14 protein-coding genes, 1 tRNA gene and 3 pseudogenes are annotated in these 16,672 nt (G+C 40.2%); 13 read left to right on the plus strand and 5 right to left on the minus strand.

Going from position 1 to position 16,672, the window contains the following annotated elements; translation table 11 throughout:
* Positions 1–177: 177 nt before the first annotated feature.
* On the minus strand, positions 178–1,254 hold the full coding sequence (gene ruvB / locus EWV68_RS10260; protein WP_287169709.1) for a Holliday junction branch migration DNA helicase RuvB: 1,077 nt from the start codon (positions 1,252–1,254) through the stop codon (positions 178–180).
* Between the two features lie 23 nt (positions 1,255–1,277).
* Between ruvB and hisF the strand changes: the two genes are divergently transcribed.
* The 4 genes from hisF (at position 1,278) to EWV68_RS10280 (ending at position 3,906) form a co-directional block, all read left to right on the plus strand.
* Positions 1,278–2,042: an imidazole glycerol phosphate synthase subunit HisF gene (gene hisF / locus EWV68_RS10265; RefSeq protein ID WP_061430807.1), complete on the plus strand. Its 765-nt coding sequence runs from the start codon at positions 1,278–1,280 to the stop codon at positions 2,040–2,042.
* 243 nt (positions 2,043–2,285) lie between these two features.
* A complete protein-coding gene (locus tag EWV68_RS10270) occupies positions 2,286–2,486 on the plus strand; it encodes a hypothetical protein (protein ID WP_002796074.1) in 201 nt (66 codons plus the stop codon).
* A gap of 119 nt (positions 2,487–2,605) precedes the next feature.
* Positions 2,606–2,678: transfer RNA gene (locus EWV68_RS10275), tRNA-Ala, on the plus strand.
* A 130-nt stretch (positions 2,679–2,808) separates the two neighbouring features.
* Entirely contained in the window at positions 2,809–3,906 is a 1,098-nt protein-coding gene (locus tag EWV68_RS10280; protein ID WP_061430806.1) for an AI-2E family transporter, read from the plus strand.
* Positions 3,907–4,018: 112 nt separating this feature from the next.
* Here the strand turns inward: EWV68_RS10280 and EWV68_RS10285 are convergent, their stop codons facing one another.
* Complete coding sequence (locus tag EWV68_RS10285; protein WP_287169711.1) at positions 4,019–4,858, minus strand: reverse transcriptase-like protein; 840 nt, start codon at positions 4,856–4,858, stop codon at positions 4,019–4,021.
* Positions 4,859–5,089: 231 nt separating this feature from the next.
* On the opposite strand from EWV68_RS10285, the gene EWV68_RS10290 reads away from it, so the two are divergent.
* From EWV68_RS10290 to purU, 3 genes are all read left to right on the plus strand, one after another.
* A complete protein-coding gene (locus tag EWV68_RS10290) occupies positions 5,090–5,332 on the plus strand; it encodes an Asr1405/Asl0597 family protein (RefSeq protein WP_185240405.1) in 243 nt (80 codons plus the stop codon).
* 44 nt (positions 5,333–5,376) lie between these two features.
* Positions 5,377–5,952: a (2Fe-2S) ferredoxin domain-containing protein gene (locus EWV68_RS10295; protein ID WP_287169713.1), complete on the plus strand. Its 576-nt coding sequence runs from the start codon at positions 5,377–5,379 to the stop codon at positions 5,950–5,952.
* 121 nt (positions 5,953–6,073) lie between these two features.
* A complete protein-coding gene (gene purU / locus EWV68_RS10300; RefSeq protein WP_287169715.1) occupies positions 6,074–6,928 on the plus strand; it encodes a formyltetrahydrofolate deformylase in 855 nt (284 codons plus the stop codon).
* 142 nt (positions 6,929–7,070) lie between these two features.
* Here the strand turns inward: purU and EWV68_RS10305 are convergent.
* Positions 7,071–7,259: pseudogene (locus EWV68_RS10305) on the minus strand (IS630 family transposase); the annotation flags it as partial.
* 669 nt (positions 7,260–7,928) lie between these two features.
* On the opposite strand from EWV68_RS10305, the gene clpS reads away from it, so the two are divergent.
* From clpS to EWV68_RS10320, 3 genes are read left to right on the plus strand one after another with little or no spacing between them, the layout of a single operon-like run.
* Positions 7,929–8,216 (plus strand): ATP-dependent Clp protease adapter ClpS, encoded by a 288-nt coding sequence (clpS, locus tag EWV68_RS10310; protein ID WP_002738526.1) that lies wholly within the window; start codon positions 7,929–7,931, stop codon positions 8,214–8,216.
* Positions 8,209–9,039 (plus strand): CPBP family intramembrane glutamic endopeptidase, encoded by an 831-nt coding sequence (locus tag EWV68_RS10315; RefSeq protein WP_287169717.1) that lies wholly within the window; start codon positions 8,209–8,211, stop codon positions 9,037–9,039. The genes clpS and EWV68_RS10315 overlap by 8 nt, the downstream gene beginning before the upstream one ends.
* A 52-nt stretch (positions 9,040–9,091) precedes the next feature.
* Positions 9,092–10,609: an ammonium transporter gene (locus tag EWV68_RS10320; protein WP_287169719.1), complete on the plus strand. Its 1,518-nt coding sequence runs from the start codon at positions 9,092–9,094 to the stop codon at positions 10,607–10,609.
* A gap of 11 nt (positions 10,610–10,620) precedes the next feature.
* On the opposite strand, the pseudogene EWV68_RS10325 reads toward EWV68_RS10320, so the two are convergent.
* Positions 10,621–12,973 (minus strand): annotated as a pseudogene (locus EWV68_RS10325) (AAA-like domain-containing protein).
* Between the two features lie 176 nt (positions 12,974–13,149).
* Positions 13,150–14,406, minus strand: a complete 1,257-nt coding sequence (locus tag EWV68_RS10330; RefSeq protein ID WP_287169721.1) for an AAA-like domain-containing protein — start codon at positions 14,404–14,406, stop codon at positions 13,150–13,152.
* Between the two features lie 663 nt (positions 14,407–15,069).
* Between EWV68_RS10330 and EWV68_RS10335 the strand changes: the two genes are divergently transcribed.
* The 3 genes and pseudogenes from EWV68_RS10335 to EWV68_RS10345 form a co-directional block, all read left to right on the plus strand.
* Entirely contained in the window at positions 15,070–15,321 is a 252-nt protein-coding gene (locus tag EWV68_RS10335) for a hypothetical protein (protein WP_287169723.1), read from the plus strand.
* Positions 15,308–16,192 carry a hypothetical protein gene (locus tag EWV68_RS10340; RefSeq protein ID WP_287169725.1) on the plus strand — a complete coding sequence of 295 codons (885 nt, stop codon included), beginning with the start codon at positions 15,308–15,310 and terminating at the stop codon, positions 16,190–16,192. Before EWV68_RS10335 ends, EWV68_RS10340 begins: the two co-directional genes overlap by 14 nt.
* 255 nt (positions 16,193–16,447) lie before the next feature.
* Positions 16,448–16,672, plus strand: a pseudogene (locus tag EWV68_RS10345) (ISNCY family transposase); the annotation flags it as partial.

Genomic DNA, 16,672 nt, shown 5'->3' on the forward strand with positions numbered 1-16,672 from the left:
TACTCTATATACTCACTTCTCTGCGATGCAGTCGCACTCGCGGGAGCGCATTTTGTAGCTTGCTTAAAGCTTTGTTTCTGTCTGTATCACTTGTTACTTTTTAAAATGAGAATTGCTGGCCCCAAACCCCATACCTCGTCTATATTTCACATTTATTCAGCAGCCCTATCCAGAAAACTAGAACTCAAACAAAGGTAAACTCCGATCCTTATTTTTCGGCAATTTCGCCAATAATCCTAAATGTTCGTAGGCGGCTGACGTCACTACGCGACCCCGGGGGGTACGATTAAGATAACCTATTTGTAATAAATAAGGCTCGTGTACCTCCTCGATCGTCTTGGCATCTTCTCCCGTGGCTGCCGCTACCGCTTCCAATCCCACGGGTTTACCTTGAAACTGTTGGATCATCGTCTTTAATACTAATCGATCGGTCCAATCTAAACCCATAGAATCTACATTTAATTGATTTAATCCCTCAGCGGCTAACTGGGGGCTAATAATAGTTTCTCCCTTCACCTGCACATAGTCGCGTACTCGTTTTAATAAACGATTGGCAATGCGTGGAGTTCCCCGACTGCGACGGGCAATTTCGATCGCACCCGCTTCAGTAATGGGAATATTAAAAATAGTAGCACTTCTGAGAATAATTGCCGTCAATTCCTCAACTGCATAGAAACGCAGACGTTGAATCATGCCAAAACGATCGCGTAAAGGGGAAGTTAAAGAGCCAACTTTGGTAGTAGCACCGATTAAAGTAAAGGGAGGTAAAGAAATACTGCGAATTTTCGCCGCTTGACCCTTGCCAATCGTCACATCCAGGCGATAATCCTCCATCGCTGGGTATAATAACTCCTCCGTCACCCGATTCAGTCGATGAATTTCGTCGATAAAAAGAATATCCCGGGGTTGAAGATTGATCAGGATGCCGGTAATATCCCGGGGACGCTCTAAAGCGGGGGCGGCGGTAATGCGGCAATTTACTCCCATCTCGGCCGCTAAAATTAAAGCCATGGTGGTTTTGCCTAACCCCGGCGGTCCGTAGAAGAGTAAATGATCGATCGCTTCTTGTCTAGCTTTGGCCGCGGCGATGGTGACTTTTAGATTAGCCTTTAAGTCCTGTTGACCGATATAATCCTCTAGGGATTGCGGACGAATCTCCGCTGCTGCTTTTTCCGTTTCTTCTATAGTGGGATTGGGAGTGAGCAGATTTTCCTCGGTAGCCGGGGGGGAATTGTGCGATCGTTTGATGGCCATTGTTACAATCAAGAGTCTAGGATATGTTAGCGAAGCGGATTTTGCCTTGTTTGGATGTCAATAAAGGTCGGGTAGTCAAGGGGGTTAATTTTGTCAATCTTCAGGATGCTGGCGACCCCGTGGAGTTAGCCCGCTTGTATAATCAGGCAGGGGCCGATGAGTTGGTTTTTCTCGATATTACTGCTACCCATGAAGATCGCGACACGATTATTGATGTAGTCTATCGTACGGCGGAACAGGTTTTTATTCCTCTGACAGTGGGTGGCGGTATCCAATCCTTAGAAAATATTAAAAATTTGTTAAGAGCCGGGGCCGATAAAGTCAGCATTAACTCGGCTGCCGTGCGCGAGCCGAAATTGCTCGATCGAGCCAGCGATCGCTTTGGTAAACAGTGTATTGTGGTGGCGATCGATGCTAGACGACGTAAGGATGAGCATAACCCCGGTTGGGAGGTTTATGTTCGGGGTGGACGCGAAAATACGGGTATTGATGCTTTATTATGGGCGCAAGAAGTGGAAAAACGCGGGGCGGGTGAGTTGTTAGTTACCAGTATGGATGCTGACGGCACGCAAGCGGGTTACGATCTGGCCTTGACAAAAGCGATCGCTGAAAGGGTGGAGATTCCTGTGATTGCTTCGGGAGGAGCGGGTAATTGTCAGCATATCTACGAAGCATTGACGGAAGGGCGGGCAGAAGCGGCTTTATTGGCTTCTTTGCTCCATTATGGTCAATTAACCATCGCTGAGGTCAAAAATTATCTGCAAAATCAACAAGTACCCGTGCGTTAGCCCGAAAATGAGGGCAAGATTAGCAGAACTTAATCTAGTGATTGAGTCGGTTTTCCTGGAAAAGGATTTCTTCAGGCTGCAACCCAAGAAGAGCAAGGTTTAGACCTATTACTGAAAGCTAACGGCTGACGGCTGATAGCCCCGATCGAGAAACCGGCAAAAATCCCTGTTTTTAACTTCAGTCCGATTATCCCTGGGGAAAATTATGTATTAGAATAGATGAAAGTTAACAAAATTTAAAATATGTTAGTTCCGATTCTCATCTTTGACCTCGGTCTTGTGGCTTGGTCATTGCATCTGATGCAGCAAGCGTTCGACAAGCAAGAGTTTTCCTTGATGCTGGCGGGAACCTTAGTGGCAGCAGCGGCAGCGGCTATGTTAGTAGTTTATTTCCTCATGGGTCACTGTTTAACCTATTTAACCCAAATTCCGGCTCCTGTCTAAATGGGGGCGATTGTTTCACCATTGTCTTATCAGCGATCGCCTTGGCAGTGACAAATTTTTTTCTCGTCACCCCTTGACAAAATAATTCTATTTCAGCTATATTAAAAAATGGTCTTCGCGGGGTTATAGCTCAGTTGGTAGAGCACCTCAATGGCATTGAGGGGGTCAGCGGTTCGAATCCGCTTAGCTCCATACAGTTAGGATAAGAGTTTCAGGGTTGCTTGGACCAGAAAAGTAACGGGGAGATGCTAGATTGAAAGAGGATTTCTGGTTAGAAAAGTCTCTTTTTACCTCGATACTCTCTCAGGACAAAATTAGTTATATGATAGAGCTTTTTAAGCAACTACCTCGTTGGTTGCGGCTAAGTCTAGTTTTTCCGCTCTTATTTCTCAATGGTTGGTTATTATTCCAATTATTTAGCTATCTAGAACCCTTAGTCAGTATTTTTGTCACTGCTAGTTTACTAGCTTTTGTCTTAGATGTTCCCATCAAACTGCTGCAAAGACGCGGGGTTAATCGCAGTGGTTCGATCGCTATTGTCTTTTTAATTGCCCTATTAATTTTGATTGTTTTAGGTTTAATTTTAATTCCCCAGATTGTCGAACAATTAAGCAGTTTAATCAATAGTTTGCCCCAGTGGATCGAGTCGGGAACCGAACAGATACAAAATTTAGAAAAGTGGGATAAAACTCAGAAATATGCGATTTATATCGAGCAATCAATCACCCAGTTATCGGAACGACTAACCAATGTTTTACAAACTCTTAGCACTCAATTACTGAGCTTTGTGCTGGGAACTATCAACAGTATCCTAAACATTCTATTTGTTCTGGTTCTAACCGTCTTTCTTGTTCTCTATGGCGAACAAATTTGGGAGGGAATTTTTAGCTGGATTCCTGCTCCCTGGAATCTCAAATTAAGAACGATTATTCGTCAAACTTTTGAAACCTATTTTGCCGGTCAAACCATTTTAGCGGGAATTCTCAGCCTTGCTCAAATTTTTGTTTTTGTGATTCTCAAGGTTGATTATGCCCTATTATTCGGGGTGGCGATCGGTCTAACTACATTAATTCCTTTTGCCAGTGCCTTTGCCATTATTGGCATTAGTACCCTACTGATGTTTCAAGATTTTTGGTTAGGGTTAAAAGTTTTGACCCTGACGGTTATTGTCGGTCAAATTAATGATAATGTCATCGCCCCTCGGTTAATGGGAGGCATGATCGGACTTAATCCCGTCTGGATTATCCTATCTCTTTTTATCGGAGGTAAAGTGGCAGGAATTCTCGGTTTATTGATAGCAGTTCCCATCGCTAGTGTGCTGAAAAGTACCATCGATATCATCCGCTCCCAGCAGCGGGAAAAAGAACCAGTAGTTTTCCTAGAAGAAACGGTGAAAAATTCCTCAGAGGAGAGCAAATAATAATAAATCCTGTTTTTTCAGTGAACAGTAAACAGTAATGAGTGAATTGAAAACTCACATCTGCTAACTGCTAACTGCTAACTGCTAACTGCTAACTGATAACTGATAACTGTTATGAGCGGCTAATTTCTTCGAGAATAGCCATCGCTTCTGTCACCCTATCCCTAGGGATAAATAAATGATCGTGATAATAACCAGAAATGACATTGACGCTAATTGCTGCTGCGGCCAGTTTCTCGCTAATTACCGCTAAAAATCCCACCGCCGCTAAACTAGAATGCACAGAAAGAGTAATTTGTCTATAAATATATTTGTACTGCAAATTCTTGCGATCGGCTTGCTGACGGGGAATAATCACCGTTATGCCTTCCTCTTCCTGAAATTGGCAGAGAGGGGTTAATTGTAGCTGTTCTAGTCCTGTTGCTGTTAGGGAAGAAAAAACGAATTCTTCGGTATTTAGGACTGGTTTCAGGGATTGGAGCAGAATATCGAGATTAGTTTCGCCTTCCTTTGGTTTTTCTGGCGATTTTTTCGCCGCATCCATACAATGATTGGCAGCAGCGTCAGCCAAACTATTTTTAGCTCGTTCAATCCAGCGCCAGCTAATGCGATCGAATCGGGCAACTAATTGACAAGCACGCTGATAAAAGGGACGTAAACTATCGCTTTTTACCTTCCAGTCTCCCTTAACTTGATTGATGACTAATTGACTGTCTCCACGAATTTCTAGGCTTTTTAAGCCTAATTCTTGGGCTTTTTCCAATCCAATAATCAATCCCGTGTATTCAGCCTCGTTATTAGTGGCTCTGTCCATATATCTAGTCGTAGTCAAGGAATTACCCTCGGCTAAAACTATTACCGCTGCACCGGCTGCTCTCCCCGGATTGCCGCGAGAACCACCATCAAAATAGAGAATTGCTGAATTATCGGTTTTTTGAGCTTTTTTATGCATAATTTTCGTCAATAAATCTTGTTATCTCCATTTTTATCCCTTTGACAATTCTAGGCGGTAGCGATTCTGGGATCGGCAAAGCGGACAAGGCAACAATAGCAAGATTTTAGCCGATCGCCGCTACCGGGTAACTTTTTTTCTTGAGGTTATTGATAATAATTTGCAGTTGTCGGTTATACTGAGAACATCAGTCCAGAGTTATATTGCTAATAGTTCTCAATTAAAAGCACCATGAGTATAGACAAATTGCCATCGGAAGGTGAGAAAATCTTCCCTCTTAGTGCTTGGGAGCGCTGGCAGCTCTACCACCGGCTGCAGGCCCTGGACATTGAAGATAAATGCTCGCTCCATAAGCTTTTGCAGATTCGCATCGATAGCCACGCGCAACTTTTACAGCTGTGGAGTGTCCTGCGACAGGTAGAGGCTTCCCGAGGCTGTTTAATCGGTTGGCTGGAAACCTGTTGGCAGGCATAATCCTTGAGAAAAATTAGCAATCTGAGAGTAAAAAGTGAGAAAGTATGTCAAAATCTACAACTACCATGGTTCCCTTTCAAGTGGTCGGTCAATTCCTCGGTTTTGTCCTCAAGGACGGATATAAGGTAAAATACCTGAGAATCAGTGTTGATAAACGAGAATATTGGTTTAAGCCCGAAAAAACACTGCGAGACCACATACCTCTCAATATTGCTCTCCACTCATGGCTAAAAGTGACGGGAGAAAGTAGTCTTTGTTCAAAAAAGGGAAAATTAAAACTGAGGGTACTAGGGATTGAGCATTTATCTGGCGAAAAAACCCCAGAAGTGGCCCCAGTAAAAGCTAAAAAAGCCACCGTCTTAATCTGTCAGAAGTCCGATTGTTGGAAAAATGGCGGTGCGAGAGTCTGCCAAAGGTTAGAGAGTGGTTTAGAGGAAAAAGGACTGGGAGAAGCGGTGAATATTAAATTAACCGGCTGTTTAAAACAGTGCAAAAAAGGGCCGAATCTGGTGGTTATGCCCGATAAAAAGCATTATAATCAGGTAGCTCCCCAAGATGTACCCTCCCTAATCGAGCGGCATTTTGCCACTTCTGAGCAAGGGAAAAGCCTATCAGTTTGACTGGAAATTTAATCTGCGATCGCTATTGACAAACGATCTTTTTTGTGCATCAAAGGGACGAAGTGGCTAAAATTGTAATAAATTAGGGATAGAAAAAGTCAATTCTTGCCGGCGATAATTTATGACTGCTGCCACTGCAACCTTGTTAATTTCTTGTCCCGACCAGATTGGTCTGGTGGCGAAAATCGCTAATTTTATCTACGCTAATGGCGGCAATATTATCCACGCCGACCAACACACGGATTTTTCGGCGGGATTGTTTCTGATGCGGATAGAATGGCAATTAGAAGGGTTTAATTTACCCCGTGGGATGATCGAACCAGCTTTCGCCGCTATTGCCAAACCTTTGCAGGCTAGTTGGTCCTTACATTTTTCCGATACTGTCCCGCGTCTAGCTATTTGGGTGACAAAACAGGATCATTGTCTCCTCGATTTATTATGGCGACAACACGGGGGAGAAATTAGGGCAGAAATTCCTTTAATTATTAGCAATCATCCAGAATTACACTCAGTTGCCAATCAATTCGGTATTGAGTTTCATCATATTCCCATTACCGCCGAAACCAAGATTGAACAGGAAGCCAGACAATTAGAGTTACTGCGGGAATACCGGATAGATTTAGTGATTTTAGCTAAATATATGCAGGTTCTCACTCCAGATTTTATTAACTTTTTCCCCAATATTATCAATATTCATCATTCTTTTTTACCGGCTTTTGCCGGAGCTAATCCCTATCAACGGGCCTACGATCGAGGGGTAAAAATTATTGGAGCCACCGCCCATTATATCACTGCCGATCTCGATCAGGGGCCAATTATCGAGCAGGATGTGGTCAGAGTTAGCCATCGCGATACCGTAGGAGATTTAATTCGTCAAGGTAAGGATTTGGAAAGGGTGGTGTTAGCGCGAGCGGTACGTTTACACTTGCAAAATCGCGTTTTGGTTTACGCTAATCGCACGGTAGTGTTCGCTTAAAATGGGATAAGATGTACTTGACAAAAAAGAGAGCATTGAAGCTTAAAAATTAGGAAGTATCGGCGCGATTGACTAAAATAGCAATAGACCAGATCAGAAGGAAAAAATTATCTATGGCAACCACATCCGAAGATGTAAGTAGCTAGGCAGAATTAAACTTAAAACAGTGAGTTTCATATCCTCCTTTTTGGGCGCGAGCTTCGATCCCTTGTTTAACAGCGATCGCTAAATCGTCCTCATCGGGAAAAATTTGACCTGCCAGTTCGTGAGTTTTCAATTGATGCCATTCAGTTGCAATAAGATTCATTTCAGAGGAATATTTGGGCAGTTGAAAGAAAAATAATCCTTGCTGCTGCCACTTATCCCAATATTCTCTGACTTGCTTACTCGTTTGACAGTAATCTCCCCCGTCTTTTCAAAATGTTGAGCAGCAAGTTGGGCTGGCCAATTGTTACTATCTTTTCCCTCTTGAATTGCCCTAGCCATAGCCGTATCTTCCAGCACTTCATAAATTAACTCTTTTAGTAAATCCTTTTCTTGTATTAAAACTCATAGAGTAACTCTTTTAATATTGGTTTTAACGCTTCTGCTGGCGATTCTGATATAAATTATCTCTTGTCTTTGATAATAAATATTTTCAATGATAACATTTACTAGGCTTACTTTTCACAGATTAAAGATGTTGTTCTGTGTATTAACAATTCCTGATTGACTAATATTAATTGTCCGATCAATACCAGTCAAGCTTTTAGAGGGAATACTTACTTTTTTAGACGATATTTTGTAATTCGCCAGCAGACATAGAGAAATAAGGTTAAATTACAGGGTTAATTCAATTATGATCTATCCATCTAGAAATGTCATTCCCTTGGCTGTCCCCCACTCCCCAACACCCAACCCCTCACGGATCGCTGAAAAAGCCTAGCTCAATCTGGAAATTTTGATTATGATCATTAGTAATTGACCTTTATTTGTGATATAGATTCAAAGGAGAGACACGGTGTCCACAGAAGTCATCGAAAAGCGTTCCACAGCGACAATCCGTAAACCAGCACCGCGTTATCGCGTTTTACTCCACAATGACGACTTTAACTCGATGGAGTATGTGGTTCAGAGTTTAATGCAAACGATCGCCGGTATGACGCAACCCCAAGCAGTTGATATCATGATGGAAGCGCACACGAATGGTACAGCCTTGGTGATTACCTGCATTCAAGAACACGCGGAATTTTACTGTGAAACCTTGAAAAATAAAGGTTTAACCAGCAGCATCGAACCCGATGAATAAAAGATTACGGGTAATTGCCACTTACCCAGTCCCCCTGCGACTGGGAATTTTTATTTTGCTCTTACTTTTTCTCTGGTTGCCGATCGCACTTCCCCTCTATCACTTTTTTGCCACTAATGCCAATCTTGTCTCAATTTTGACCCTTTCTGTTCTCTATCTGGAATTTTTGGGGTTATCCCATTGGTGGGGACGGACAATTTATGGCGATGAGGGATTAGCCGATTATGGGTTGATTTGGCGAATAAAAACGCCGATCGAGTTAATTAACGGCTTGGCGATCGGTTTATTTTTCACTTTCTCGCTTTTTCTGTCCCAAGGGTTCCTAGGTTGGTTAAATTTCTTACCCGCAAATCCCCCAATCAGCAAAATCATCCTGGAGGGGTTTTTAGTCGCTTTAGCGGTGGGTTTTGCCGAAGAATTGCTATTTCGGGGCTGGTTACTGGGAGAATTAGAAAAGGATTATCGTCCCGCTATCGCTCTAGTGATTAGTGCCTTAATTTTTGCTCTTGCTCACTTTATTAAACCTTTAGCCGAAATTATCCGCACTTTTCCCCAATTTCCTGCCTTAGTCTTGCTAGGATTGATTCTCGGTTGGGCAAAACGCGCCTGTGGTGGTAATTTGGGTAAAAGTATCGGTCTGCACGCGGGTTTAGTCTGGGCATACTATATATTAAATGTGGGTCAGTTAATTAAATACACTGGTACTGTTCCCGATTGGTTAACTGGAATCGATAAAAATCCTTTAGCGGGAGTGATGGGTTTACTTTTCCTGACAATTCTCGCTATCTGGACAAGAAAAAAGGCAGTTTTGAGTGAACGATAGGGGATTAAATCAATTACTATAAAGGGGAAATTGCCCATGAGAGTTATAGCCGATGAATCGATTATTATCTTTTCTAGAATATCGCCCGCGTTTGCGTAATATCCTATCTTTTTGTTTCTCTCTTATCGTCATGCTGTTGATCGGTGTAGGCAAAGTCACAGCACAAGACTTAAATAATTCTACTGTGGATTTAGTTGCTAATCTCTGGATGTTAATAGCTGGCTCGTTAGTATTCTTTATGAATGCGGGTTTTGCCATGCTGGAAACGGGTTTTTGTCGTACTAATAACGCCACTAATGTCTTAGCTAAAAACCTAATTGTCTTCTGTGTTTCTGCCTTGGCTTATTGGATGTTTGGTTTCGGTTTAATGTTTGGCAATACATCAGCACTAGGGAATAGTTTCTCTGGTGATACAGGATTTTTCTTGGAAATTTTAACCCCTAATAATCAATACAGTCAATTCCAAGAACTGTGGACAGGTCGTTCAATTGCCACTTTATTTTTCTTTCAATTAACTTTTGCGGGAACTGCGGCGACCATTGTATCGGGAGCAGTGGCAGAAAGGGTTAAATTTTGGGCATTTTTGCTATTTAGTTTCTTTTTAGTTGCTTTTTCTTATTCTCTGACAGGACATTGGATTTGGTCATCGGAAGGATGGTTATATAACTTATTTAAGTTTCGAGATTTTGCTGGTTCAACGGTGGTGCATTCGGTGGGAGGAATGGCCGGATTAGTGGGTGCTTGGTTGCTAAAACCGAGAGATGGACGTTTTGGTTATAATCGCAAAACCGATAGTTATGAAGAAAAAGAAAGAGGAAATTTTGCTCCCCATCAGTTAGGATTTGCAACCCTTGGTTGCTTAATTCTTTGGTTAGGATGGTTTGGTTTTAATGGTGGTTCGGCGGTAAATTTGGCTAATGTCCCCATGGCAATTACTACCACGATGATTGCCGCTGCCGCTGGGGGAGTTTTGGCATTAATTCTTAATCCTTTAATCGGTCGCAAAGCCAGTTTATCGACAATTATTAATGGCATTTTAGGGGGATTAGTGGGGATCACGGCATCATCAGGTTATGTTAATATCAGATCAGCTATTATCATTGGTGGCATTAGTGGCATTATTGTCTTATTAGGAGAAGAATTTTTAATTAAAACTAAAGTAATTGATGATCCAGTGGGAGCAATTCCAGTACATCTTTTTTGTGGTTTTTGGGGAACAATAGCGGTGGGGTTATTTAGTAATAAAGATGCGAGAGAATTTGCCAATGGATTAACACAGGATAGTCCTATATCTCAAGTCGCTTTTCAATTTTTTGGATGGGTTATAGTCATGGCATTTACCTTTATTTTTAGTTTAATTCTCTGGCTAATGATTGGCAATATCCTCTATTATATGCAAGTATTTGTTTTGCGTCAAAAGAATCCACAGGTTAATTTTTCTCCTGTTGTCAGGAGTCAATCCTTCAATGTTTCTGACCTATTCTCTCTAGTTTGGTCACGGGGAAGAGAAGGAATCCGAGTATCATTATCCGAGGAATTAACGGGTAGTGATGGGGTATTTAGTGATTGAAAAATTAATGTTTATTCAATAAGTTTTTGGCAATCTGGATTATCTTGCAAAGCTCGATCGATGCGCGATTTCCAATATCTGTCATTATGCCAACTTTTTGCCCAAGATTGAGCTTCTTTAAAGTTATCAGAAGTTGGGGGGATTTTGCACAAAATTTCAAAACCACCTTCTCTACCCGGCACATCAGCGACAAAATTATTTTTAGCTAGTCCTACTGCTTGCTGAATTAACTTTAATTCAGTTAATTGAGTCCCACACTTTTCAGGAAACTGATCACCTTGTTTCCTTTTCAAGTCTTGCAGTTGTTGAATATTCTCTTTTAAGGTAATATTCTCATCTCGTTTAGCACAAATTTCTGGAATACTAGGTGATGGTGGGGGTGTCACCACGACATTAGGAGTCTTTTCAGGAGTCTTGAATGACAAGAAAGTAAATCCAAGAAAGCCTAATAGTGCCAAGAAAGATAATATTTTAGTTAAACCAGCAGGAGAATTCTCCACATTAACCAATTTTTCTAATTCCTGTCTAACCCATTGAACATTAAATACTTCTTTATAAATTCGATTGGTAACTTCTAGATACTCATCATTTTTAATCACTAATTCTGCTTGCTGAAGTGCCAATTTTTCCGGTTTATTATCAGCAAAGACTCTCCCTTGCAAAATGTCTTGATAGATTTCTAATGTTGACCTAACATTTTTATCAGGAGTTAAGAGACTGTTTTGTATTTTATGGAGATGGGCTGCCGCTTTATTTTGTAACCAATTTTCTACAATATTTTTCTGAATCAATTGTTCAATTACTGGTTTTTCTTTTCCTTCACGCAACTCATTTTTATTGTCGATTAGCAAACCGATAACTATTTCCGTTAACTCCAAGTTACCACCCGTCCAAGCTAAAGTTTCCTCAATTAAAGCTGCTCGTTGATTCTCCTCAAATTTGGGCGTTAATTGTTTTTCAGCCAGTTGATATGCTTCCCCTTGACGTGCTATCTGTGCTTTTCGTTTGGCTGCGATTTCACTTAACTCTAAAAAACGCTTTTCTGACTCATTAATATCTTGATTTTTACTCCAAGTTAAAGCTTCTGCTAAATCTTGATCAGAAAGAAGTTTAGTGGCATCTTCCCCTGAATTTAACCAAACTTCGTACTTTTCAATGTATGGAGGGATTTTATTTAATTCCGTTGTCACCCAAGTTTCATTAAAAACATTTCTATAAATCTTATTATAAACTTTTAACTTTTGTCGGTCTTGAACTACCAATCCCGTTAAGCGTAATTCTATTTGATCGGGACTACCATCATCGGTAATTTCACCATTTTTTAAAATTTCTAGGTAAAGCTTCAGCATTCTTCTACCCGTGACAAGCTTATTTAATAAACGATTCCGAATAGTTTTTAGGTGTTCTGGACTATCTTGAGATACCCAGTTACTAATTACTTGCGACTGGATAAAATCGCCGACATTAATCGAGGTTGCTGGGAATTCCTTGCCAAATCCAGGGCGAGATGTGGAGATTAAATGACAAATTTTTTGAGTTAAAAACGGTTGTCCACCTGTCCATTCTATAACCTCCTCTAAAACCCGTTGCGGTGCGATAACTTTGTCCTGCAATCCCTCGGCAAGTTTTCTGGCATCCTTTATAGTAAATCCAGATAATCGAATATAGCGTTTCCTGTTGGCAAGAGGTACATTGTCGATGGTGAAAAGCTTAATCAGCAAAGGTTTAACTGTGCCACACAGGTGTGAGAAACGCTATATCTTGACCAATATTAAAAGGACTACGATTATTATCTAGAATAAAGTTATAAACTGCCGCTACCCCCAACATACAAAAGGTTAGAGGTTGGTAATCCCTATTATGGGGACGTTTTTCATGACAGCTACGCAGCCAAGCAAAGAAATCATCTGTGGAAAATTTTAAACTCAGAACGCTATCAATTTCATCGAAACAGATAACAATAGGTCGGGATACTTCCCTTAAGAGAATGTCCTCAACAAATTCATCAAGACGATTAATAGCTGATTTATAGGCTCGTTCATCCCACCAAGTTTGCTCTTTTCCCCGAATAGAAAGATCAAATCGTTTAACCAGTTGCTCAAATAATACTCGATACCAAATATCTTCGGAGATGTTTTTTCCTATACCACTCAAATCAATGGTAGCACAATCAATATTATCCTCTTGCAGTCGTTTTTGTGTCTGTACCCACAAACTTGATTTTCCCATCTGACGGGAATTTAACACATAGCAATACTGTCCATTTTTTAGATAGTCATAAAATATATCATCTGCTTCCCGCTTGATATAACTAGGTGCATCTAGGGGAACGCTGCCTCCAACATAATAAAAATTGGTCGCCATAGCATTAAAATTAGCAATTTGTCTGATTGGTTAAGTTCGATGAATAATTTAATCAAAGGTTATCTGTGCCTAAGCTAGTCCGCATTTAAAGTTCTGGGTTCGATGGGGGAACGGGGAACAGGTGAAAACGAATATTAGATTTAGATGTACAACAGTTTAACTAAATATATCGGATTTTAGGAGGATAGGCGATACCTAAAATAGTCGCTGTATAGTGGATAACGGGGTTGAACAGCATTCTGCACAAAGGTTACTAATCCTAAACTATGAAGTTGCCAATTAATTGTCGCACCTAAATCAACGGGAGAAGAGGACTCTACAACCTTTTTCATTCCTGCTGCTAGGTTTGGATGTTCTTGTAAGTTTAGCAAATGTCCTCGCAAATGATCCCCATAAATCCCCGCTTCCTCGGCTGCTGTCTCTAAAAAATCTGCTAAAGACAGTTGTTTTTGGGTAATCCCATAAATCGCCTTTTGGATTAAATAGGGATGTCCCCCGACAAGATTAATTATTTTTTGCAGTTCATCTTCTCCCAAGTCAGCCTGATATTTATTGGCTAGAGTCAAGACCTGTTCTAGAGTAAAATCAGGTAACAGGATTTCTGTTCCTACATTCACAGGAGATTTATTCAGGTCAGCAGGAACATAATTTTCTGTGGAATAGGTGATAATTAAGTGTAACTTTTGCCAAGTATTATTATTTTTTGCCTCCTCGTGCCAAAGACGAAATAAACTAAGGAAATCGTCGGCAACGCTGGTATAGGTAAAGAGACTATCTATCTCCTCTAAAACTAAAATTAGGGGTTTATCCAGCTTTTTGAGCAAATGGTCTTCAAAATAGGCAGTACAGCTATAAAGTCCTAATCCTTCTTGCCATTTTTCCTGAAAGAGAGCTGCTAACCCTAATTTCTTGGAAATAATCAAAGCAAACCAAGAGAGCAATCGGTCTAAATCGCCGAGAATTCCTTTGCTTGCTTGTAAAAAACTCAAACTGACGGTTTTATACTCTCTTTTGTCAACTTGACTCAAAATTCTATCGACTAATAGGGTTTTACCCATCCCCTTGGCTGATTTAATTCGCAATAATGAACCTGCTTGACTCACCGTCTCCAGACAAAGCTGTTCCACTGGAGGACGTTCAACATACTTGGAAAAATCCGCGGCCCGGTTTTCTCCCTCATCCTCAGACATGGCAGCAGCTGTTTCCTCCAACTCATCCCAGTCAGCGATTTCTCGATAATCAAGGGCTAATTTTTGACAAATTTCAAAAAAATTGAGATTACTAATCGATTTACCGTTAAGAAAAAGGCTAATAGTCGATTTTGCGAATCCTAAATCCTCAGCAAGCAGCTGTTGAGTTCCGTAACCATTGCGTTTAACTGCTTGTTTGACTCTAGGGATATATTCTGATTTTACTTTAAGCGATCGCCCCATAACCGTGAAGATTATTGAAAAATTAATGACAACCTAATCTTATCTCAAATAAATCAAACGTATCTCAGACATTTACTCAAACCTATCACAAAAAACTCAGACATATCTCAGACATTTTAAATTGTTCTATGAGAACCTATAGATTCAGATACAACTTAGTCTTCAAATAAAAGTCAGACAAATATAATTTGTATATCAGGATTTCTATTCATAGACTCATGCTTTGATAGCCGACACTAAGAGTACAAAAGTACAAAAGAAATTCTGAGGCAACCACCATGCGTTCCCTGAAAAAATGCCTATCTATAGCTTTCATCACCCTAGGCCTATTGCTCCCTTTCTGGGGAGATAATGTCCAAGAACAAGTAAAATCAACTAAATTTATCGATACTCTTGAGCTTATTGTTCAGGCGATCAAAATATTTGTAGAGGAGGACTAGGTCAATAAATGTAGGGGCGCAACGTGGTCAGTAAGTTGATCGAACTGCTTGCGCCCATAATGTAAGATTGTGAACATTTTTCACCAAAAAGTAACTGGTGGGCATAATCCTATACTATAATCAGTACAGTCATGAACTAGGCTCCTGTCCATCTGACTTGATTGACGTTTTATCTAATTTGGTTTATACCCCTCAGCAACATTCCTAAATTTATTGGAATTTTATGGCTAAAACAACTGATACCAATTATTTAACCTCCGCGGAGAAGTCTCTTTTATCTGATTTACTCAAAGTTAGGGCTGCCACTGTCTTGAGCTTTGAAATTGAAACAGATAGAATTGGAGAAGCTGACTTACAAGATAAATTAGAAAAACTAGCGGACAAAGGCTATATCAAAGTCAATGAAGAAGAAAGCTACAAAATCTTTACTCCCACTTGGAAAACTCGTTGGCTGAGGGTAAATGGTATTTTGTAGTCAGGTTCTAACGGAATTAGATAAGTTTCCTTTTTTCAGTTCATTCACCCATTACCTATTTTTGGTAGATTCTCAGACAGCTGCCGCCACCGACCTTTCTAGTGAAATACGGAAACTTCTGGGAGAAGATCGGTGGCCTTTTGTGGTGACTGCGATAATTATTGGAGTAGCAGTTGAAACTGGAAGTAGCTATTTCTCAGCTTTTAGGATTCGTCATTTATTTCCCGATTTAAAAAAGGATTTTTTAAATACTTTTGTTAGGTTATTAATTCTCAAAGTTCTTATATCAATACTCTTATACCTTTTTATTCAATTTATATTTTCTCTATTAAGCTCAATCGAGGATAATGTATATGTTGGTTTAATCATTGCTCTGGTCTTCGGTTTTATTATTAGTTCCTTAAACCCTAATTTAGAACAAATCGACCAAGTAACGGGTGGATTTAGCCTATCGACAATTAATCCTGTCTCCAGTCTGATCAAAAAGCTATTAGAGTTGTACCAAGGATTTCAAATATCTATTATTAAGCCTTTAGATACGAAACTGCTAAAGAAGAGAACCAGCCTATATAATTCTATCAAGCCTAGATTTAATTGTTTTCAAATAGTTACTCTTCAGGAATACATCCAAGAATTAATCAGTAGATTTACACTGAAAGAAACGCAAGAGAAATATCAAGGAAGATTAAACGCTATCATCGGGGGAAATTTTAGTGACGAGAATAAGAAGAGAGAAATATTAATATGGTTATTATTTGATATTATGGAGGTTACTTATGAAGAGATCAATAAAATTAGAAATCACCCAGATCAATCAGAAATTTTAATAAGACTGGGAGAAATAGAACAGGGGAATAGTACGATAAATTAAACGTCGGCCAGTTAATTAAATACACTTGTACTGTTTTTGATCGATTAACTGGAATTGATAAAAATCCTTGAGGGGGAGTGATGGGTTGACTTTTCCTGACAATTCTCACCATCTGGACCAGAAAAAAAGTAACCGATGTGGTAATAATTCGGTAGTAGTGGCGTAGCCCTCTTGCTTACCTGGTATGAATTGTGTAAAATATTTATTAATAAAAATAATTGCAACCCGCTCAGTCTTTAAACCTCTAGCTTGAGCATGACTTTTATAATAAATATCTTTTTCTGGCTCCTGTCTGGCTTACTCAAATATCAGTCTAGCACCGAACAAAATACCCCCTTCACCTCTATTCCCCTGTCAAGCGTTGTGGTTCTCACCATACTATCAAGAATGGTTCTATTCATAATGGAAAACCCAAACGTCAAGGTAAAGAATGTGGTCAACCGTTGGTGATCAATCCCACTAATAAAACCGTCTCTGACG

The sequence above is a fragment of the Microcystis sp. M_QC_C_20170808_M9Col genome (assembly GCF_007095495.1).
GTDB classification, from domain to species: domain Bacteria; phylum Cyanobacteriota; class Cyanobacteriia; order Cyanobacteriales; family Microcystaceae; genus Microcystis; species Microcystis aeruginosa.

What these genes read in the sequence shown, in the direction of transcription:
- ruvB (WP_287169709.1), bottom strand. Translation starts at nt 1,254, where the DNA reads ATGGCCATCAAACGATCGCACAATTCCCCCCCGGCTACCGAGGAAAAT.
- hisF (WP_061430807.1), top strand. Translation starts at nt 1,278, where the DNA reads ATGTTAGCGAAGCGGATTTTGCCTTGTTTGGATGTCAATAAAGGTCGG.
- EWV68_RS10270 (WP_002796074.1), top strand. Translation starts at nt 2,286, where the DNA reads ATGTTAGTTCCGATTCTCATCTTTGACCTCGGTCTTGTGGCTTGGTCA.
- EWV68_RS10280 (WP_061430806.1), top strand. Translation starts at nt 2,809, where the DNA reads ATGATAGAGCTTTTTAAGCAACTACCTCGTTGGTTGCGGCTAAGTCTA.
- EWV68_RS10285 (WP_287169711.1), bottom strand. Translation starts at nt 4,858, where the DNA reads ATGCATAAAAAAGCTCAAAAAACCGATAATTCAGCAATTCTCTATTTT.
- EWV68_RS10290 (WP_185240405.1), top strand. Translation starts at nt 5,090, where the DNA reads ATGAGTATAGACAAATTGCCATCGGAAGGTGAGAAAATCTTCCCTCTT.
- EWV68_RS10295 (WP_287169713.1), top strand. Translation starts at nt 5,377, where the DNA reads ATGTCAAAATCTACAACTACCATGGTTCCCTTTCAAGTGGTCGGTCAA.
- purU (WP_287169715.1), top strand. Translation starts at nt 6,074, where the DNA reads ATGACTGCTGCCACTGCAACCTTGTTAATTTCTTGTCCCGACCAGATT.
- EWV68_RS10315 (WP_287169717.1), top strand. Translation starts at nt 8,209, where the DNA reads ATGAATAAAAGATTACGGGTAATTGCCACTTACCCAGTCCCCCTGCGA.
- EWV68_RS10320 (WP_287169719.1), top strand. Translation starts at nt 9,092, where the DNA reads ATGAATCGATTATTATCTTTTCTAGAATATCGCCCGCGTTTGCGTAAT.
- EWV68_RS10330 (WP_287169721.1), bottom strand. Translation starts at nt 14,406, where the DNA reads ATGGGGCGATCGCTTAAAGTAAAATCAGAATATATCCCTAGAGTCAAA.
- EWV68_RS10335 (WP_287169723.1), top strand. Translation starts at nt 15,070, where the DNA reads ATGGCTAAAACAACTGATACCAATTATTTAACCTCCGCGGAGAAGTCT.
- EWV68_RS10340 (WP_287169725.1), top strand. Translation starts at nt 15,308, where the DNA reads ATGGTATTTTGTAGTCAGGTTCTAACGGAATTAGATAAGTTTCCTTTT.